At 70.2% G+C, this 19,300-nt stretch carries 19 protein-coding genes; 6 read left to right on the top strand and 13 right to left on the bottom strand.

What is annotated here, in order from left to right:
* Nucleotides 1-6: 6 nt before the first annotated feature.
* The 8 genes from ABIC63_RS29235 to ABIC63_RS29200 all read right to left on the bottom strand — a co-directional run bounded on the left by ABIC63_RS29235 (nucleotide 7) and on the right by ABIC63_RS29200 (nucleotide 8,133).
* Entirely contained in the window at nucleotides 7-1,365 is a 1,359-nt protein-coding gene (locus ABIC63_RS29235) for an FAD-binding oxidoreductase (protein ID WP_354322364.1), read from the bottom strand.
* 25 nt (nucleotides 1,366-1,390) lie between these two features.
* Complete coding sequence (locus tag ABIC63_RS29230; RefSeq protein ID WP_354322363.1) at nucleotides 1,391-2,314, bottom strand: ABC transporter permease; 924 nt, start codon at nucleotides 2,312-2,314, stop codon at nucleotides 1,391-1,393.
* A gap of 74 nt (nucleotides 2,315-2,388) precedes the next feature.
* On the bottom strand, nucleotides 2,389-3,207 hold the full coding sequence (locus tag ABIC63_RS29225; RefSeq protein ID WP_354322362.1) for an ABC transporter ATP-binding protein: 819 nt from the start codon (nucleotides 3,205-3,207) through the stop codon (nucleotides 2,389-2,391).
* Nucleotides 3,204-4,205, bottom strand: coding sequence for an ABC transporter substrate-binding protein (locus ABIC63_RS29220; RefSeq protein WP_502935930.1), 1,002 nt, complete (start codon nucleotides 4,203-4,205; stop codon nucleotides 3,204-3,206). The genes ABIC63_RS29225 and ABIC63_RS29220 overlap by 4 nt, the downstream gene beginning before the upstream one ends.
* A 272-nt stretch (nucleotides 4,206-4,477) precedes the next feature.
* Entirely contained in the window at nucleotides 4,478-5,332 is an 855-nt protein-coding gene (locus ABIC63_RS29215) for a creatininase family protein (RefSeq protein ID WP_294375319.1), read from the bottom strand.
* A gap of 31 nt (nucleotides 5,333-5,363) precedes the next feature.
* Nucleotides 5,364-6,659 carry an amidohydrolase family protein gene (locus ABIC63_RS29210; protein ID WP_354322361.1) on the bottom strand — a complete coding sequence of 432 codons (1,296 nt, stop codon included), beginning with the start codon at nucleotides 6,657-6,659 and terminating at the stop codon, nucleotides 5,364-5,366.
* A gap of 81 nt (nucleotides 6,660-6,740) precedes the next feature.
* Nucleotides 6,741-7,328 carry an NAD(P)H-dependent oxidoreductase gene (locus ABIC63_RS29205; protein WP_354322360.1) on the bottom strand — a complete coding sequence of 196 codons (588 nt, stop codon included), beginning with the start codon at nucleotides 7,326-7,328 and terminating at the stop codon, nucleotides 6,741-6,743.
* 124 nt (nucleotides 7,329-7,452) lie between these two features.
* Nucleotides 7,453-8,133, bottom strand: coding sequence for a TetR/AcrR family transcriptional regulator (locus tag ABIC63_RS29200; protein WP_294375310.1), 681 nt, complete (start codon nucleotides 8,131-8,133; stop codon nucleotides 7,453-7,455).
* Nucleotides 8,134-8,364: 231 nt separating this feature from the next.
* Here ABIC63_RS29200 and ABIC63_RS29195 point away from each other — a divergent pair, with 231 nt between their 5' ends.
* Complete coding sequence (locus ABIC63_RS29195; RefSeq protein WP_234197856.1) at nucleotides 8,365-9,435, top strand: type II asparaginase; 1,071 nt, start codon at nucleotides 8,365-8,367, stop codon at nucleotides 9,433-9,435.
* Between the two features lie 147 nt (nucleotides 9,436-9,582).
* Here ABIC63_RS29195 and ABIC63_RS29190 read toward each other — a convergent pair whose 3' ends face one another.
* The 5 genes from ABIC63_RS29190 to ABIC63_RS29170 form a co-directional block, all read right to left on the bottom strand.
* Entirely contained in the window at nucleotides 9,583-9,780 is a 198-nt protein-coding gene (locus tag ABIC63_RS29190) for a helix-turn-helix domain-containing transcriptional regulator (protein ID WP_354322359.1), read from the bottom strand.
* A 90-nt stretch (nucleotides 9,781-9,870) separates the two neighbouring features.
* Complete coding sequence (locus ABIC63_RS29185; RefSeq protein WP_114804667.1) at nucleotides 9,871-10,512, bottom strand: glutathione S-transferase family protein; 642 nt, start codon at nucleotides 10,510-10,512, stop codon at nucleotides 9,871-9,873.
* Nucleotides 10,513-10,613: 101 nt separating this feature from the next.
* Nucleotides 10,614-11,444 (bottom strand): phosphatase PAP2 family protein, encoded by an 831-nt coding sequence (locus ABIC63_RS29180; RefSeq protein WP_354322358.1) that lies wholly within the window; start codon nucleotides 11,442-11,444, stop codon nucleotides 10,614-10,616.
* Between the two features lie 39 nt (nucleotides 11,445-11,483).
* A complete protein-coding gene (locus ABIC63_RS29175; RefSeq protein ID WP_354322357.1) occupies nucleotides 11,484-12,332 on the bottom strand; it encodes a metallophosphoesterase family protein in 849 nt (282 codons plus the stop codon).
* 17 nt (nucleotides 12,333-12,349) lie between these two features.
* A complete protein-coding gene (locus ABIC63_RS29170) occupies nucleotides 12,350-13,318 on the bottom strand; it encodes a diacylglycerol/lipid kinase family protein (protein WP_294375289.1) in 969 nt (322 codons plus the stop codon).
* A gap of 200 nt (nucleotides 13,319-13,518) precedes the next feature.
* On the opposite strand from ABIC63_RS29170, the gene glyQ reads away from it, so the two are divergent.
* The 5 genes from glyQ (at nucleotide 13,519) to ABIC63_RS29145 (ending at nucleotide 19,129) form a co-directional block, all read left to right on the top strand.
* Complete coding sequence (gene glyQ, locus ABIC63_RS29165) at nucleotides 13,519-14,439, top strand: glycine--tRNA ligase subunit alpha (RefSeq protein WP_354322356.1); 921 nt, start codon at nucleotides 13,519-13,521, stop codon at nucleotides 14,437-14,439.
* A gap of 3 nt (nucleotides 14,440-14,442) precedes the next feature.
* Complete coding sequence (gene glyS, locus ABIC63_RS29160) at nucleotides 14,443-16,629, top strand: glycine--tRNA ligase subunit beta (protein ID WP_354322355.1); 2,187 nt, start codon at nucleotides 14,443-14,445, stop codon at nucleotides 16,627-16,629.
* A 43-nt stretch (nucleotides 16,630-16,672) separates the two neighbouring features.
* A complete protein-coding gene (gene gmhB / locus ABIC63_RS29155) occupies nucleotides 16,673-17,320 on the top strand; it encodes a D-glycero-beta-D-manno-heptose 1,7-bisphosphate 7-phosphatase (protein ID WP_294375282.1) in 648 nt (215 codons plus the stop codon).
* A 118-nt stretch (nucleotides 17,321-17,438) separates the two neighbouring features.
* A complete protein-coding gene (locus tag ABIC63_RS29150; protein WP_354322354.1) occupies nucleotides 17,439-18,173 on the top strand; it encodes a lysophospholipid acyltransferase family protein in 735 nt (244 codons plus the stop codon).
* A 26-nt stretch (nucleotides 18,174-18,199) separates the two neighbouring features.
* Nucleotides 18,200-19,129, top strand: a complete 930-nt coding sequence (locus ABIC63_RS29145) for a M48 family metallopeptidase (RefSeq protein ID WP_354322353.1) — start codon at nucleotides 18,200-18,202, stop codon at nucleotides 19,127-19,129.
* Nucleotides 19,130-19,300 lie beyond the last annotated feature (171 nt).

The following is a 19,300-nucleotide window of genomic DNA, read 5'->3' as shown; positions in this document are numbered from 1 at the left end:
GGCGCCTCAGCCCGCGACGGGATGGTGCCGGAGCTTGCCGGGATTGAGCAGGCCTAGCGGATCGAAGCGCCGCTTCACCGCCACCACCTCCTCCGGCAGGTCGCCGCCCGCCTTGCCGTCCTCGACGATGAAGGTGTGCGGGTTGTTGATGCGCACGCCGAATTCGCGGTGCTCGCGGATGATCTCGGCCAGGCGTGCCTCGGTCGTGAAGCGCACCAGCTGTAGCGCGCTGCAGCTCATCTGGCCGTCCATCGTGCGCAGGAACTCGGCGTGCATGAACACCTCGCCGGCATAGCGCTTCGTCAGCTCGGTGATCTGCTGCACATGCTGGCCGGGAGTGAAGCTGGTCTGCAGGTAGGTGAGGGTCTTGTCCACCTTCAGCGCATGCAGCGTGGTGTGATTCCAGGTGAACTCCATCAGCGTCTTGTGGCTGCGCGCCACCTCGTCCGCGGTGCGGCGGTAGCTGACGGTGCCACCTCGGGCCGCCACCATTTCCTTCATCGCTTCCTCGCCCGGCTCGGCCACCAGCGAGAGCACGGCATGGCAGCCCTTGGGCAGGTGCTCGGCCAGCTGCGAGAGGTAGTCCGGCACGGGGCTGGCGAAGAAGGCGACTTCGCGCTTGGCCAGGCCGGGCGCACGCGCCAGCTCGTCGGCGAAGGCGATGGCCTGGTCGAAGTCGCTGAAAGTGACCAGCGTTTCCAGCCAGGGCTGGCAGGGCGCGAGGCCGACCTCGATCTCCAGCACCAGGCCGTTGGTGCCCCACAGGTGGTGCATGCGCATCGCCTCGGCGCCGCGCAGCTCGACGATCTGCGGCTCCGACTCGATGGTCATGGCCTTGATCCCCAGCACATTGCCGGGCGCGGCCAGAGGGCCGTGGTTGATCGAGCCCACGCCGCCGAAGCCGCCGCCGAAGAGGCCGCCGAGCGTGGCGCTGCGGAAGGTGGAGGGCACGCAGCGCAGCTCCCAGGCCGTGGGGCGCGTGGCCTTCTCCAGCTCGTTCAGCCGGATGCCGGCCTGGGCGCGTGCCACGCCGGGGCGCGTCCAGAGCACGCCGTTGTAGCCCGTCATGTCCAGCACCACGCCACCGGCCAGCGGCGTGGTCTGTCCGTAGTTGCCGGTGCCGCTGCCGCGGATGGTAAGCGGCAGCTTGAGACGCGCGCAGGCGGCCACCAGGCGGCGGATCTCGTCCTCGGTGCGGGGCCGCACCACGCTGTCGGCCACCTTGCCTTCGAGCTGGCGCTTCAGCACTGGGCTGAACCAGGAGAAGTCCTGCGACAGCCGCTCGATGCGGTTCGGGTCGGTGATCCAGTCGAGGTCGGGCAGTTCCAGGTGCAGCTGTTCGATGTCACGCAGGCGGGCGTTCATGGTCAAGATTTCCTCGGAATCAGGTTCAGTCGTGCGACAGCTCGCTGGCGTGCCAGCCGCCCAGCGCCACGCGCGTGAGCCAGGCCATGGCGGCAAAGAGAGCGACGCCGGTCAGGGAGATGAGCAGCAGGGCCGCGAACATGCGCGGAATGTTCAGCTGATAGCCCGCCATCAGGATCTGGTAGGCCAGGCCGGTGGCGTTGCCGCCGGTGCCGGCGACGAACTCCGCCACCACGGCGCCGATCAGCGCCAGGCCGCTGGAGATGCGCAGGCCGCCGAAGAAGTAGGGCAGCGCGCTCGGGATGCGCAGCCGCACCAGCGTCTGCAGCCGCGTCGCGCGGTTCAAGCGGAAGTAGGCCTGCAGGTCGGGGTCGATGCTGCGCAGGCCCAGCGTGGTGTTGGAGATGATCGGGAACAGCGCCACCAGCGCCGCGCAGATCACCAGCGAGGCCGTGGGCTCCTTCACCCAGATGATGATCAGCGGCGCCACCGCCACGATGGGCGTGACTTGCAGCAGGACGGCGTAGGGGAACAGCGCCGTCTCGATCAGCCGGCTCTGCACGAAGAGGAAGGAGATCAGCACGCCCACCACCGTCGCCACCACGAAGGAGAGCACGGTGATCTTGAGCGTGACCAGCAGCGCCCCGCCCAGCACGGCCCAGTCGGTGAAGAGCGTCTGCAGCATCAGCACCGGCGAGGGCACCAGATAAGGCGGCAGCTCCATGCCGACGACCAGCGCCTGCCAGCCACCCAGCAGCACCAGGCCCACGATCAGCGGCAGCAGGATGCGCTGCACACGCGGCTGGCGCAGCAGCGGCACGCGGGCCTCCCGCGCGGGCGGGCGTTGGGGTGCGGGTGCGAAGGCCGCGGGTGCCGGCGCGGCAACGGCGTGCGCGGCGGCCGGGGCGTCGGAAGGCGCCGGCGCGGCGGCGTTCCAGGTGATGCTCATGGGGTCGATCTCCGTGGCGGCCCAGGCCGCCGGTCTGCTGTGGCGAAAGCGACGGGCGCATGGGCCCGCAGCGGTCAGGCCGTGTGTTCCTCGTCGGTGTGCTGGCTCGCTGCCAGCAGGCTGCGCTGCAGGTGCTTGGCGTAGTGCTGGAACTGCGAGGAGACCATGAACTCCGCGCTGCGCGGATAGGGCTCGTCGATGCGCACTTCTTCCACGATGCGGCCCGGGCGCGCGGCCATCATCACCACGCGGCTCGACAGGAACACCGCCTCGTGGATCGAGTGGGTGACGAACACCACCGTCAGCTTCTTCTTGCGCCAGAGTTCGAGCAGGTCGGCGTCGAGCTTGTGGCGGGTGATCTCGTCCAGCGCGCCGAAGGGCTCGTCCATGAGCAGCAGGTTGGGCTGCACCACCAGCCCGCGGGCGATGGAGACGCGCATCTGCATGCCGCCCGACAGTGCCCGGGGCAGGGCGTTGGCGAACTTGGCCAGGCCGACCAGTTCCAGTGCCTCGGCCACGCGGGCATCGGCCTCGGCGCGCGGCACCTTGGCCAGGTCCAGCGGCAGTCGCACGTTGGCCTGCACCGTCGCCCAGGGCATCAGCGTGGGCGACTGGAAGACGAAGGACATCTTCTGCGGGCATTCGTGCATCTGCTGCACCGGCTTGCGCCACAGCAGCAGGCGGCCGTCGCTTGGCTCCAGCAGGCCGGCGACCATCTTCAGCAGCGTGCTCTTGCCGCAGCCCGAGGGGCCGAGCAGCGTGACGAACTCGCCTTCCTCGATGGTGAGGTCTACCGGCTGCAGCGCGACCGTGCCGTTGGGGTAGGTCTTCTGTGCCGACAGCACCTCGATGGCCGGCACGCCCGCGGCGGGCGCGTGGACGAGGTCCGTCACGGCAGCACCTTGGCGTTGCGGGCCAGGTCCAGCTTGTAGGCCTTGCTCACGTCCACCTTGGCCGGGTCGATGAATTTCTGGCCGACCAGGAAGTCGTAGTTGGCCTTGATGCGGGCCTCGGTCATGGTGCCGATGCCGTTCTTCACGGCATCGCCGGAGCCCACGATGCCCATTTCCTTCATCTTGGCCACGCTGTAGGCGAGCTGGTCGTCGGTCATGTTCGGGTTGTCCTTCTTGATGAGGGCATTGCCCGGGGCCGGGTCGGCCAGGTAGCTCTTCCAGCCCTCGGCACTGGCCTTGACGAAGTCGGCCACGGCCTTGGCGCGGTCGTTCACCGTCTTCTCCATGCAGGAGATGGTGGTGGCGTAGGAGGGATAGCCCAGGTCGGCCAGCAGGAAGGTGTTGGCCTTGGCGCCAGCCTTCTGGATCGCGTAGGGCTCGGACGTGAGGTAGCCCTGCTGCACCATGTTCTTGTCGGCCAGGAAGGGCTGGATGTTGAAGGTGTAGGGCTTGGTCTGCGCATCGGTCAGGCCGTACTTGGACTTGACCCAGGCCCAGTAGCCCTGCTGCGCGCTGGCGGCGATGAGCACCGTCTTGGTCTTCATCTCCTCCATGGACTTCACGTCCTCGTGGGCGATGAGCACCTGCGGATCCTTCTGGAACAGCGCGGCCACCGTGACCACCGGCAGGCCGTTGTCGCGGGCCCGCATCATCTGCAGGTCGCTGGAGCCCATGATGCAGTCGGCCTGGCCGGCGCCCATGATCTGCAGGATGTTGACCTGCGGACCGCCCATCTTGATGGTCACGTCCAGGCCGTACTTCTTGTAGATGCCCGTGGCCACCGCCTGGTAGAAGCCGCCGTGTTCGGCCTGCGCGTACCAGTTGGTCATGTAGGTGAACTTTTCCTCGGCCCGGGCGCCGGTGGCGGCGAGTCCCAGGACGGCGGCGCCCAGGGCCAGGGCGGATTGCGAAGCGAGGCGGGTGAAGCGGTGGTTCAAGGCAGGGCTCCTGGAAAGGTCGGACAAATCAGTGCGGGGACGGGGGACGAAAAAGGGGCGTGGGCCGGTGCGTTGCCCAAGCAAGAGCCGCACCGTTTGAAAAGTCATTTCGGTTTTCGACGACACAGGCGCCACCCTCCTGATCGAAAGGCCGCGGAGCAGGCCGCGCCAGGGCACCCGCGGAACGGGCTTGGCCCGGCCGCCGGGTGCGCCCCTTGAGGGGGATGGGACTTCCACACGCAGTGAGGAAGTCCAAACGGGGTGGGTTCATTTCAGCGGGCGCTTTCGATGTGACCGGTGAAATGGCCGCGCTCCCAGGTGGCTTCTTCGCGCACCAGCCAGCGCAGCTGGTAGAGCTCGGTCAGTGCCTGCACCCAGCTGTCGGCCAGCGTGTCCAGGATCTCCTGGCCCTGCTCGCGCGTGGCGCTGGTGGGGTCGCCGATGACGCCGCTGGGACCGAAGTCGCGCGCCGTCCAGGCGCAGGCCGGGCGGCCGTCGGGCGACAGCAGCTTGATGGGGAAGGGCGGTGGAAAGTTGGCCGCGGCGCGCTCCATGTGCACCGTCTCGGGCGCCAGGGCCAGCATGAGCGCGGTCTCGGAATGGCCGGCATGCATGGCGAGCCTCTTCTCCTGCTCGCTGACCTGCCGGCTCGCGGCGCTGGGCAGCCGGCTCACGCCGTGCGGCACGACCACGTAGTCGCCATGGCGCAGACGTAGCTCGCGCGCGGCCATCTCCAGCACCTGCGGCTGGCCGCCATGGCCGTTGGCCAGCAGCAGCTTGCGGAAGCCCGCGCGGTAGACCGACTCGCCGATCTCGGTGACGGTGGCCAGCAGCGTGGTGCCGGTGAGCGTGACGGTGCCGGGAAAGTGCAGGTGCTCTTCCGACTTGCCGTAGGTGATGGGCGGCAGCGCGAAGGCACGCACCGAGGCGGGCAGCCGGCGCAGCGCCTCGCCCATCACGCCGGAGGCGATCACGCTGTCCACCGAGCAGGGCAGATGAGGGCCATGCTGCTCGATGGCGCCGCAGGGCAGCACGATCACGGTGTTCTCGCGGTCGGGCAACTGGTCGATCTCGGTCCAGCTCAGGTAGGGCAGGAAGCGGTGCGGAGGGATATAGCCGTGCAGCATGGCAAGGAGTCCTGGTTCGTGAGGAGCGTGTTCAGGCGGTGGCCGCGGCCGTGGGTGCGATCCAGGCCGCTGGCGGTGCGCCGTGGGCCACGCCCGTGCGCAGCAGCACGCGCGCGCCGGTGCGCGAGGGCCAGGCGGTGGCGTCAGCCTGCGTAAAGATCAGCAGGTCGGCCGGCCCATCCACCATCCGCGGCGCGCCTGGCATGCCGCGCGCCAGGAAGTCCGCGCGGCACAGCGTGTCGGACCAGCGGTCGAAGGGCGCATCGAGCTGGCCGGCCAGCACCGCCGCGGCCATGCCTTCGAGCGGGTCGTAGCTGCCGACGGGGCAGAACGGGTCCTGCACGTTGTCGCTGGCGAAGAGCAGCGGAATGCCGCGGGCGCGCGCCTCCTTCACCAGCGTCAGGCCGCGCTGGCGCGGCGTGCGGCCGGTGCGGGCGTCCTGCAGCAGCAGGTTGGTGATGGGCAGGCTGACCAGCGTGATGGGCGCGCGTGCCACCTCATCCAGGATGGAGAGCGCGCGGGCTTCGGGCATGGCCGCCAGGGCGCAGACGTGGCCGCAGACGATGCGGCCGGCAAAGCCCAATTCGCGGGCGATGCGCGCCGTGCCCAGCAGACCTTCGGCCGTCGGGTGCAGCTCCTCGTCCACATGCAGGTCGACATCCAGGTCCTGCGCCTGGGCCGCCTGCAGCAGGTGGCGCATGGCCTGTGCGTTCCAGTTGGTGGAGTGCACGAAGCCGCCCATCAGCGCATGCGCGCCGCTGGCCTTGACCTGCGCCGCCACGGTGCGCGCGGCGGCGGGGTCGGCAAAGCTGTCGAGCTTTGTCAGGCTCACCAACTGCAGGGTGAGGCGGTCGGCCCAGTCGTGCGCCAGCCGGTCGAGCACTGGCCAGGCGCAGGGCAGCGGGCCGATCTCGGGCCAGTTGACGTGGGTGCGCAGCAGCGTCGTGCCGGCCTCCCAGGCCCACTGCAGGCCCTGGCTGGCGCGGGTGCGGATGTCCTCAGGGGTCCAGCGGGCCATGTCGGCCACCGAGGCCTCGATGGCACCCAGCAGGCCGGGTTGCACCTCGGGGATGCGGGCCAGGGTGAAGGTCTTGTCCAGGTGCACGTGGGCATCGACCAGGCCAGGCAGCACCAGCGCGCCGTGCAGTTGCCAGGCGCCGGGCTCGATGGGACTGCCATCTTCGGGCACCACGGCCTGCACCCGGCCGTGCGCCAGCTCGATGCGCGCGAGCGCCGGCGCGGTGCCGGCGCGCGGCCAGGCGTCGCCCAGCAGCCAGGCCGGCAGGCGGGCATGGCGCAGGACGGCGGGGGTGGAATGCGTGGTCATGGCCAGACCTTCGGCGCACGGCGCACGGGGCCGGAGGGGCGGGTGGCGAGACAGGCAGGCATGGCGTCGGCCGGTTCGGGGTCAGCGGAAGGCTGCCATGGCGGCGCCCACGCGGGCCTTGAAGCGACCCAGCTGCGCCTCGGTCGCCACGTTCATGTGGTAATGCGCGTGGTAGTCCACCCGGGCCTGGGCCGCGGTGAGCCGCTTCATGTAGCGTGTGATGATCTTGCGCGGCGGATCGCCCATGTACCAGGCCATCCAGCGCGGCCGGCCGTAGGTCACGACGGCGCTGATGCGCTTGATGTTGCGCAGCATCGGCCGGACGTTGGCCGGGTCGCTGATGTCGAAGGCCACGCCGGGCATCAGCAGCCGGTCGAACCAGCCCTTGAGCATGGCGGGCAGGCCGAAGCACCAGGTCGGGAAGCAGAACACGATGGCCTCGGCCCGCTCCAGCCGCTCCACATAGGACTGCAGCGGCGCGCGGTTGGCCGGCACGTCGTGGTAGCCCAGGCGCTCTTCGCGCGACATCACCGGGTTGAAGCCCTCGGCATAGAGGTCGCAGTCGTCCACCTCGTGGCCCGCGGCGCGCAGGTTGCGCAGCACCTCCTGGTGCATGGCCGAAGCGAAGCTGGTTTCGACTGGATGGCAGTAGACGACGAGCACGCGCATGGTGTTTGACCGATGAGTCAGAGCAATCGGTCAAATTAAGCACGTGGCGTGCCAGGACGGATGCACCGGGGCGGTGCAAGCAGGTCGGAGGCAGGAGAAAGAGGGGGCGCGAGACGGGCCGCCGTCAGGCGTCGGCCGGTACCGCCATGCCGCAGCCGGCGAGTACGAAGCCGATCAGCTCGCGCGCGATGGGCTCGCGGTCGATGTGCGCGTCCTCGGGCAGGCCGCCCATCGAGCGCACCTGCAGCGCGTAGTCGGCGTGGTACTGGGTCATGGCCCAGATGTGCTGCAGCAGCAGCCGGCCATCGAGCGGGCGCATCAGGCCGCGGGCGATCCAGCCATCGATGATGTCGATCTTCTTCTGCGTCCACTGGCGCGACATGGGCCAGAAGCGCTCCAGGTTGCGGCCGCCGTCCAGCACCTCGCGCGTGAAGATGCGCGACATCTCCGGCTTGTCGAAGGCATGGTCCAGCTTCTGCCGCACGTAGGCCGCCAGCACCCGGGCCGGGTCGTTGGCATGCTCGTCGAAGGAGAAGACCACCTTCCACTCGTGCAGCACCTGCATCAGCAGCTCGGAGTAGAGCTCTTCCTTGCCGGCGATGTAGTAGTGCAATTGCGGCTTGGTCAGGCCCGCGCGCTGGGCGATGGCCTGGGTCGAGGTGCCCTTGAGGCCGTGGAGGCTGAACTCGGTGATGGCCGCCGCGCGGATGGCCGCCAGGATGCGCTCGCGCCCGGGGCGTGCGCGCGACAGAGGCCCGTCGGGCGCGGGCATCTCCTGCGGGGGCGAGGTGCCGTCGGCAGGCATATCGGGATCGGAGAGATGGGGAGGCAAGGCGCAGCGCGAGGGCGGTCGAGAGTCGCGCGATGGTACTGCGGGGCATGGCCGGATGCCGCTTCGGCATCGAACGCGGCGGGCCTCGGCACAAATCCTGATTAGCGTTGCGGGCGGCCGCATCGGTGGTCCTGCAGGAAGGTCGAGAGCCTCCTTGAGGACCGTGCAGGCCGTGTGACCACATATCGATAACGGAGTTTCCGCATGTACCTTTCCTACCGTCTTCGTGCCCTGGCTGCCGGCGCCGCGCTCATGGCCGGCGCTGCCCTCGCCCAGGCCCAGCAGGCCCTGCCCAATGTGGTGATCCTGGCCACCGGCGGCACCATCGCCGGCGCGGGCGCCTCGGCGGCCAACAGCGCCACCTACGCCGCCGCCAAGGTGCCGGTGGACAAGCTGATCGCCGGCCTGCCCGAGCTGTCCAAGGTGGCCACCGTGCGTGGCGAGCAGGTGTTCCAGATCGCGTCGGAAAGCTTCACCAACGACAACCTGCTGACCCTGGCCAAGCGCGTCTCGGCCCTGGCCAAGCAGGCCGACGTGGACGGCATCGTCGTCACCCACGGCACCGACACGCTGGAAGAGACCGCGTACTTCCTCAACCTGACGGTGCACACGGCCAAGCCCATCGTGGTGGTCGGTTCCATGCGCCCCGGCACGGCGCTGTCGGCCGACGGCGCGCTAAACCTGTACGACGCCGTCAACGTGGCCGCCAGCAAGGACGCATCCGGCAAGGGCGTGCTGGTGACGATGAACGACGAGATCCAGTCGGGCCGCGACGTGGCCAAGGCCATCAACATCAAGACCGAGGCCTTCAAGAGTCAGTGGGGCCCGCTGGGCATGATCGTCGAGGGCAAGAGCTACTGGTTCCGCGCGCCGGTGAAGAAGCACACCATGCAATCGGAGTTCGACATCGACCAGATCACCGCCTTGCCTGCGGTGGACATCGCCTACGGCTACGGCAACGTGCCCGCCGACCAGTACGAGGCCATCGGCAAGGGCAAGGCCGCGCTCGTCCATGCCGGCACCGGCAACGGCTCGGTGGCCGACCGCGCCGTGCCCGCGCTGCAGAAGCTGCGCAGCGAAGGCGTGCAGATCATCCGCAGCTCGCGCGTGAATACCGGCGGCTTCGTGCTGCGCAATGCCGAGCAGCCCGACGACAAGTACGACTGGGTGGTGGCGCACGACCTGAACCCGCAAAAGGCCCGCATCCTGGCGATGGTGGCGCTGACCAAGACGCGCGACACGAAGGAGCTGCAGCGGATCTTCTGGGAATATTGACCACCCCATGGCACGGCCTCACTGCGTGTGGCCGTGCCTCCCCTCAAGGGGCGGCCCCTGCGGCCCGGCAGAGCCGGTTCCGCGGGGCCTGCTTGTATGGCCTGCTCCGCGGCCTTTTGCCCAGGGGGTGACGTGTGCGGGCCGGCGTCAGGACCGCAAGTTGTCGCGGCTGACGTTGGCTTCACTGATAACGCGGCCCATGTTCCTCGCGCGGGCGATATCGCCGAGGGCCCGAGCGATGCCGGCGGCATCGTCCGGCGCCTCTTCTAGCCAAGCATCACGGTAGGCCGTCATTTCCTCGGGCGTGCGCAGGTGCGTCGCCACGTCATAGGCGGAAGTCTTCATCTTCGCCGGCTTGTCAGTGCGTGCATTGGCTCTTCTGTGTCGGTGGGCTGCGGAAGCGATGTGGCCGCCATGAGGTGGCTGCGCGGGAGCCTACCCCAGCATCGGCACCAGATCCGGATCGCCCTTGGCCATCGCGTGCTGGTAGGCGGGGCGGGCGCCCATGCGTTGCAACCACGCGCGGATGTTGGGGTAGGACGCGAGGTCCACGGGCTGGAACAGGCGCATGGTGCTGAGGGAGAAGACGCTCATGATGTCGGCGGCGGTGAATTCGGCGCCGGCGAGGTGCTCGGCCTCGCCCAGGCGCGCTTCCACCAGTGCGAGCACGCGGTCCAGCCTGCCCTGCACGGCCTGCTGCACCGGATGGTCGGCGGGCAGGCCGGCGCGGCTGACCATCATCAGGCGGCCCATCACCGGCTGCAGGTTGCCGTTGGCGAAGTGAAACCAGTAGAGGTAGTGCGAGAAGTCGGGATGCTCCGGCGCCAGCCGCAGTCGGCCCTGGCCATGGCGGGCAATCAGGTAGTCGACGATGGCGGCGGACTCGGCCAGCACCAGGCCGTCATCCTCGATCACCGGTGCGGCGCCCAGCGGATGCAGTGCCTTGAGCGCGGGCGGCGACAGCATCGTCGTCGCGTCGCGCTGGTGGCGCACCAGGGTGTAGGGAATCCCCAGCTCTTCGCAGAGCCAGAGGATGCGTTCGGACTGGGAGCGGCCCAGGTGGTGGATCGTGAGCATGCGCGGGATTGTGCGGCCCGGCATGCGGTGGCCTTGCGCTGTGCCGTGCCGTGTCGCGAGGGGCCACTGAATTCCTCGCTGCACGGCCGCACGAACCGCGCTCAGGCCGCCGGCACGTACAGCCGCGAGCGCCGCCGGTGGCGCGCCGACTCGGCACTGAGGATGCTGATCGCCAGCCAGGCCGAGCCCGAGCACAGGCCCGCGACCACGTCCGTCAGGAAGTGCGCCTGCAGGAAGACGCGGCTGGCCGGGATGGCCACCGCCATCGCTGCGGCCAGTGCCAGCATCGGCAGACGCAGGCTCCTGGGGCCGATGCGCAGGCACAGGTAGGCCAGCATGCCCCACAGCACGATCGCGGCCGAGCTGTGGCCGCTGGGAAAGCTGAAGCCTGGCGCATTCACCAGCAGCGTGTCGTGCACCGGCCGCACGCGCTCGAAGATCTGCTTGAGGGAATAGTTGAGGACCGCATTCCCCGCGTTCGCCAGCAGCCAGCCCCAGGCGAAGCCCGGGTGGCCGCGCAGCCGCAGGAACAGGGCGAAGAGCAGCACGAAGGTGGCGACCGGCAGCGGGTCGCCGATGTGCGTGAAGACGGAGAAGGCCTGCCTCGCCCAGTCGGGCGTGTGAGTGCCCACGGCCATGCTCAGGGCGTCGTCCATGCGGCCCATGGGGCGGCCCTCGCCCAGGTGTCGGGCGAAGAGGGTGAACAGGCTGGCCAGGCCGACGATCAACAGGAAGCCGATCACGAGCCCGGGCACGATGCGCCCCAGCTGTGGCGGCGCATCGGGTTCTGGCCGGGTGCGGCGGCGCCAGGCCAGGCCCAGGCTGCCTGCGAGCAATGCCAGCAGCATGGCCGCGAGCACGATGAAGGGAAAGGCCGTCCAGGCCAGGCTGCCCATGCGCGCACCGAGCGCGCTCCAGTCGTCAGGGGTCATCGATCCTTGGGGTCGGGTGCAGGTCCAGCCCCGGTGGTGTCAACCGCGGGCCGGGAGTTCCAGGGTGTCGGTCAGTGCCAGCGCGAAGGCCTCGAGGCGGGCGTCGAAGTCCCAGCGCTCCAGTGTGCAGCAGCGCCGTCCGTCATCGTCCGCCCCGGGCCAGCGCAGCAGGTTGACCGAGTTCGGGGCGCCGGATCGTACCCGCGAGGACACGGCCGTCCCCGCCTGCACGGCCCAGGCGCCGCCGGCCTGGGGCAGCGGCACGGCAAAGGGCAGGTGGATGTGGCCGCCCAGCACCAGGTCCACGCCGGCCTCTGCCCAGCGGGCCAGTGCGGCTTCGCGGCCGTGCAGCAGGTTCTCGTGGTCCTCCGGCCGGGTGACGGCCACCGGCTGGTGCACCATCACCACGCGCAACTGCGCCGGTCCGGCGTCTGCCAGCCGGCGGGCGATGCGCTCGATCTGCGCAGGGCTGATCTCGCCATCGCTGTGGCGCCAGCGGCGTGTGGTCTTGGCGCCCAGCACCAGGCAGTGCGGCAGGTCCAGCGTGGGCTCCAGGTCGTCCCCCAGCGCCGCCTGGTAGCGGCGGTAGGGCGCAAGCAGCCGCGTGCCGAGGTCGAAGAGCGGAATGTCGTGGTTGCCGGGGACGACGAGCACGCGTGGCGCATCCAGGCGCTGCAGGAATGCGCGGGCGGCCGCGAACTGCGCCCGTGTGGCCCGCTGCGTGATGTCGCCGCTGACCACCACGGCGTCGGCCGCCTGGGCATGCACCCATCGAACCAGCGCTTCGACGACCGACGCTTGCTCCGTGCCGAAGTGCGGGTCCGACAGGTGCAGCAGCACGCAGTCACGCTCGACGGGCAGGTTCCCGGGTGGCAAGGCGTGAGGCATGGGCGCGGGCCGATCCCTCATGCGCGCTCGGCCTTCGCATCCAGGCGCTTGACCAGCCACAGCGGCCGCGGCGAGACGCGGAAGCGAAGCGGCATGTCCATCCACTGCACCTCGCCGTCGGTGGCCACGCGCACGCGTCGGCGCGCGGGGGAGGCGCCGGTTGCCGCTTGCACCTCGATCTCGCGGAAGGTGAAGCTGCGCACCTTGGAGGCGCTGCCCAGCCGGCCCATGGCCGCCCGCAGCACCAGCCCGATCATGGCGAGCCGGCCCAGCGGCTCCAGCGCGATGGCGGCCAGGGCACCGCCTTCTTCCACGGCCTGGCCTTCCTCCACGCCCACCTGCTCGAACTGCAGCGCGTTGTTGCCGACGAAGAGCGTGGGCGTGCGCAGCACCTGCGTGCCGCCGCCCGCGCTCACGTGGAGCGTCCAGGTGCGAAAGCCCTTGAGCAGCGTGGCCAGCGCGGCGCCGAAGGCCACCCAGCGTCGGCGACCGAAGCGGGCCTTGAAGTCCTCGCGCTCTTCCAGCATGCGGGCATACAGGCCCAGGCTGGCATTGACAAGGAAGGCGCGGTCGTTCACCTCGCCGGCCTGCACGGGCTGCGGCGTGCCGGTCAGCAGGGACTGCAGCGACTCCTCGATGGGCGCCGGGATGCCGTGCACCCGGCTGAAGTAGTTGAAGGTGCCCTGCGGCAGCACGCCGAAGGCGCAGCCGGCGCGCAGGGCCGCATGCGCCACTGCATTGATGGTGCCGTCGCCGCCGGCCGCCACGGCGATGCCGCCCTGGGCCAGGGCCGATTCGACCGCCTCCCGCGCCAGGTCGGGCAGGCGATGCCCCCGGCCGACGACGCGCAGCGAGAGCGCCCTACCGGCGGCGCGGCAGGCGGCCTCGATGGCCTGGCGCGCCTCGTCGGCGCTGCCTCGGCCCGATCCACGGTTGAGCACCACGAAGAGCGGTGCGGCAGGGGCAAGGGCAGGGGCTGCGGGCATGGGGGCAGGCGGTGTGTCGGGCGAAGCCGACATGCTGCTGATGGCAAGCCGACTTCGCCAGGCCCGCGCGCCGCCAGCCCGTGTAGTCGTCCGCCGGCCTCGCATGCCCGCCGCGGCGCCGCACGGCGGGCACGCCCATAAAATGCGCGGTTCCCTGCGCCGGCGCTGCGACTGCCTCCGGCCTGCCTTCTTCCCGCACCATGCTGACCTTCCAACAGATCATCCTCAAGCTCCAGGCCTACTGGGACGCCCAGGGCTGCGCCCTGCTGCAACCCTACGACATGGAAGTGGGCGCCGGCACCAGCCACACCGCCACCTTCCTGCGCGCCCTGGGCCCCGAGCCGTGGAAGGCCGCCTACGTGCAGCCCAGCCGCCGCCCCAAGGACGGCCGCTACGGCGAGAACCCCAACCGCCTGCAGCACTACTACCAGTTCCAGGTGGTGCTCAAGCCGGCGCCCTCCAACATCCTCGAGCTCTACCTGGGCAGCCTGGAGGCCCTGGGCTTCGACCTCAAGAAGAACGACGTGCGCTTCGTCGAGGACGACTGGGAGAACCCCACGCTCGGCGCCTGGGGCCTGGGCTGGGAGGTCTGGCTCAACGGCATGGAGGTGACGCAGTTCACCTACTTCCAGCAGGTGGGCGGCATCGACTGCCGGCCGATCACCGGCGAGATCACCTACGGGCTGGAGCGCCTGGCCATGTACATCCAGGGCAAGGAAAGCATCTTCGACCTGGAGTACGCCCCGGGCGTCACCTACGGCGACATCTACCACCAGAACGAGGTGGAACAGTCCACCTACAACTTCGAGCATTCCGACGCCGACTTCCTGTTCACCGCCTTCGGTGCGCACGAGAAGCAGGCCAGGCACCTCATGCAGGAGCAGCTGGCGCTGCCGGCCTACGAGCAGGTGCTCAAGGCGGCCCACACCTTCAACCTGCTGGATGCGCGCGGCGCCATCAGCGTGACCGAACGCGCCGCCTACATCGGCCGCATCCGCAACCTGGCCCGGTCGGTGGCGCAGAGCTACTACGACAGCCGCGAGCGCCTGGGCTTCCCGCTGGCGCCGCGCGAATGGGTCGCGCAGATCCCCAAGAAGAACAACGAGTCCACCGCCGCCTGAGCCATGAACGCCACGTCCTCGCATCCCAGCCTGCTCGTCGAACTCTTCGTCGAGGAACTGCCGCCCAAGGCGCTCAAGAAGCTCGGCGACGCCTTCGCCGGCGTGCTGCGCGATCAGCTCGTTGCGCAAGGTCTGGCCGGCGGCGCCTCGGTGCTCACGGCCTATGCCTCGCCGCGCCGCCTGGCCGCGCACCTCACGAATGTGGCGCCGCGCGCCGCCGACAAGGCCGTGTCGCAGAAGCTGATGCCGGTGAGCGTCGGCCTGGACGCCGCTGGCCAACCCACGCCCGCGCTGGCCAAGAAGCTCGCCGCGCTGGGCCTGGATGCCTCCGCCGCTGCCGGCCTGCGCCGCGCGCCGGATGGCAAGGCCGAGGCCCTGTTCCATGACAGCACCGTGGCTGGCGCCACCCTGGCCGAGGGCCTGCAGAAGGCGTTGGCCGAGGCCATCGCCAAGCTGCCCATCCCCAAGGTCATGAGCTACCAGCTGGAGGCCCGCTGCGAGCTGCCCGGCTGGAGCAGCGTGAGCTTCGTGCGCCCGGCGCACGGCCTGGTGGCGCTGCATGGCACCGAGGTGGTGCCCGTCTCCGCCCTGGGCCTGGAAGCCGGCCGCGACACGCACGGCCACCGCTTCGAGGCCGCGGTCGACCCGGTCGTGCTGCGCGATGCCGACCACTACGCGCTGCAGCTGGAGGAAGAGGGCGCCGTCATCGCCGGCTTCGAGGCCCGCCGCGCCGAGATCGCCCGCCAGCTGGCCGCTGCCGCGGTGGCTGTGGGCAACGGCTGCGAGCCGATCCGCGACGACGCGCTGCTGGACGAGGTCACGGCCCTGGTCGAGCGGCCCAACGTGCTCACCTGCAGCTTCGAACAGGAGTTCCTGGGCGTGCCGCAGGAATGCCTCATCCTGACGATGAAGGCCAACCAGAAGTACTTCCCGCTGCTGGACGCGCAGGGCCGGCTCACGCACCGCTTCCTGGTGGTGAGCAACATCCGACCCGACGACGCCAGCGCGGTCACCGGCGGCAACGAGCGCGTGGTGCGCCCGCGCCTGGCCGACGCCAAGTTCTTCTTCGACCAGGACCGCAAGAAGAGCCTCGAATCGCGCCTGCCGCTGCTGGACAAGGTGGTCTATCACAACAAGCTTGGCACCCAGGGCGAGCGCGTGCAGCGCGTCGTGGCCATCGCCAAGGCCATCGCCGCCCAGTTGGGCGACGGCGCGCTGGCGGCCCAGGCCGAGCAGGCCGCCCGGCTGGCCAAGACCGACCTGGTCACCGACATGGTCGGCGAGTTCCCCGAGCTGCAGGGCATCATGGGTCGCTACTACGCGCTCAACGATGGCCTGCCCGCGGCCGTGGCCGACGCCATCGAGGACCACTACAAGCCCCGCTTCGCCGGCGACGAGCTGCCGCGCGGCACGGTCGGCCTGGCGGTGGCGCTGGCCGACAAGCTGGAGACGCTGGCCGGCATGTTCGGCATCGGCAACCTGCCCACCGGCGACCGCGACCCCTTCGCGCTGCGCCGCCATGCGCTGGGCGTCGTGCGCATGCTGATTGAGCGCGACCTGCCGTTGACGCTGGATGGTCTGCTTGACGCTGCCTTCGCAGCGTTCTTCATGATTGATGATGAGCTCCGGCCAGGTTTGGCGGACAGCTATCCGCCCTTTGAAGGAAAGGCGGCCGAACGGCGCGGCTTGTTGCTCGACTTCATCTACGACCGCCTGGCCGGCAGCCTGCGCGAGCAGGGCGCCAGCGCCCAGGAGGTCGACGCCGTGCTGGGCCAACGCCCGCCGCGCCTGGCCGAGGTGCCGCGCCTGCTGGCCGCCGTGCGCGCCTTCGCCCGCCTGCCCGAGGCGCCGGCCCTGGCCGCTGCCAACAAGCGCATCGGCAACATCCTCAAGAAGTCGCCCGAGGCCGACGCCCACGTCACCGAAGGCCTGCTGCGCGAGCCGGCCGAGCAGGCGCTCTACCAGGCCATGCAGCAGGTGGTGCCGCAGGCCGACGCGCAGTTCGCCGCCGGTGATTACACCGCCTCGCTGCAGACCCTGGCCGCGCTGCGCGCGCCGGTCGATGCCTTCTTCGACGGCGTGATGGTCAATGCCGACGAGGCCGACCTGCGCCTGAACCGCCTGGGCCTGCTGGCCGCGCTGCACCGGGCGATGAACCGCGTGGCGCTGCTGGAGCGCCTGGCGGCCTGAGCACCCCACTGCTGTCCGTCTTTCAACCCGCGAGTCCATCCCCATGCCCGAGAACGCCCGCCAGCAGCAGCGCAGCCAGGCCCTCAAGCTGGTGATCCTGGACCGCAACGGCAGCATCAACGAGCACCGCGACGACTTCGTCAAGAGCGACACCGAGTGGACGCCGCTGCCCGGCGCGCTCGAAGCCATCGCGCGGCTCAACCAGGCCGGCTGGCATGTGGTGATCGCCTCCAACCAGTCGGGCCTGGGCCGCGGCCTGTTCGACGTGGCCTCGCTCAACGCCATGCACGCCAAGATGCAGAAGATGCTGGCCACCTTCGGCGGCCGCGTCGACGCCATCTTCTACTGTCCGCACAGTCCCGAGGACGACTGCGACTGCCGCAAACCCAGGCCCGGCCTGTTCACGCAGATCGGCGAGCGCTTCGGCATCGACCTGCGCGGCGTGCCCACGGTGGGCGACAGCCTGCGCGATCTGCAGGCCGGCGCTGCCGCCGGCTGCGAGCCACACCTGCTGCTCACCGGCATGGGCGCGGCCTGCCGGGGCGTGCATCCGCTGCCGCCGGAGTTTCCGCCCGGCACCCAGGTGCACGAGGACCTGGCCGACTTCGTCCGCTTCCTGCTGGCGCGCGAGGCCCATGCGGCGCCCGCGCCTCCGGCCCCGGCCGGCGCGCCCGCGGCGCCGCGCAGCTGATGATCCGTCCGGCATCGACCCTGTCCAACCGCCGCGGCGGCTGGCCCCGTCCCTGATCCGGTCCGACTTGCCGGGTGCGGCGCTTCCTCCTCCCTTCTCCTCCTCCTTCCTCGTTCCGATGGCCTTTCTCCGTTCGACCCTTCACGTGTTGTGGATGGCGGTCACCGTCGTCCCCTACGCCATCGTGCTGCTGCTGGCCTCGCTCTTCGTGCGCGGCGAGCCGCTCTACCGCATCGCCGCCGGCTGGCTGGGCGTGGCCATCGGCGGCGCGCGCTGGATCCTCGGCATCCGGCCCGTGGTCATCGGCATGGAGAACCTGCCGCAGGACAAGGAGGCCGGTGCCGTGCTGCTGGTCAAGCACCAGTCCACCTACGAGACCTTCCTGATGCCCACGCTCATGCCGCATCCGCTGGCGTACGTGTTCAAGAAGGAACTGCTTTACGTGCCCTTCTTCGGCTGGGCCATGTCGCGGCTGGACATGGTGCACATCGACCGCAAGCAGCGCACGCAGGCCTTCCAGAAGGTGGTGGCGCAGGGCAAGAAGCTGCTGGCCAAGGGCGTGTGGATCATCATGTTCCCCGAAGGCACGCGCATCCCGCGCGGCGAGGTGGGCCAGTACAAGACGGGCGGCACGCGGCTGGCTATCGAGACTGGCGCGCCCGTCGTTCCCATCGCCGTGACCTCCGCCCGCTGCTGGCCGCGCAAGGCCTTCGTCAAGACGCCGGGTACGGTGCATGTGTCCATCGGCCCGGCCATCCCGAGCGCGGGCCGCAAGGCGGACGAACTCATGGTCGAGGTGCAGGCCTGGATCGAGGCCGAGATGCGTCGCCTGGACCCGGAGGCCTACCACTGAAGGCGGCCGGCAAGCAGGGCGCAGGCATGCACCGGCTGTTGCAGCTGACGCTGGACCTGTTCGGCGATTCGCCGGCGCCAGCGCCGGCGGTCGAGCCGCCCCTCCCGCCTGCGAAGGCGCGCGGCGTTGCGCCGACCCCCCAGGGCGTGGCCGCGCCGGCGCAGCCGCTTCGCGCGCCGGACAGCCGCACCCTCGTCTTCACCCATCCGCGCGCCTCGCGCGAGATCGTGCTGGGCGACGTGCGCATCGCCTATGCCTTCGACCGGGGCCATCGCCGCACCATCGGCTTCTCGGTGAGCGGCGAGGGTCTGGCAGTGCGCGCGCCGCGCTGGGCGGCCATCCGCGACGTGGAGGCGGCCCTGCAGGAGAAGGCAGGCTGGATCCTGCGAAAGCTGTCGGAGGCCCGCCAGCGCGAGTCGCAGCGGGAGGCTGGCCGCATCGACTGGCGCGAGGGGGCGCAGTTGCCCTTCCTGGGGCGCATGGTCACCTTGCGCCTGGACCCCACCGACCGCCAGGCCGGTACGGGCGGCCTGCTGGACGTGGGCGACGGCAGCGCCGATGCGCCACAGGTGCTGCGGCTGGCACTCTCGCCGGACGTGGGCGAGGCCCGCATCCGCGACGCGGCGCAGGCCTGGCTGACGCGGCAGGCGCGACGCGTCTTCACCGAGCGGCTGGCGCACTTCGCGCCGCAGCTGGGCGTGCAGTGGACCAAACTGTCGCTGTCCAACGCCGCCACCCGCTGGGGAAGCGCGAGCGCGGACGGCTCGATCCGCCTCAACTGGCGGCTGATCCACTATCGGCTGCCGATCATCGACTACGTGGTGGTGCACGAACTCGCGCATCTGCGGGTGATGGACCACAGTCCGCGCTTCTGGGACGAGGTGGGGCGCGTGCTGCCGGACTACGCGCAGCGGCGGCAGGTGCTGAAGGACGAGCCGGCGCCGCGCTGGGGGTGAGGCTGGGTTTGAGGCCCGCCTGAACTGGTTCTAGTCCGGGGTCGGTTCGGTTGTGCTCGGATCGGGGTTTGGGCGCCGGGGTGTTGGCGCCAGGGGGCGCGCGCCGGGGCCGGGGCCTGGGGGCCGCGGGCTCATACTTTTTCAGAAATCGCCCGCGGCCCCCAGGCCCCG

The sequence above is a fragment of the Pseudacidovorax sp. 1753 genome, from assembly GCF_040544975.1.
In the GTDB taxonomy this organism is placed as follows: Bacteria; Pseudomonadota; Gammaproteobacteria; order Burkholderiales; family Burkholderiaceae_C; genus Xenophilus.
Note: the sequence above shows the minus strand (reverse complement) of the source record. Positions and strands in the feature narration are given on the sequence as shown.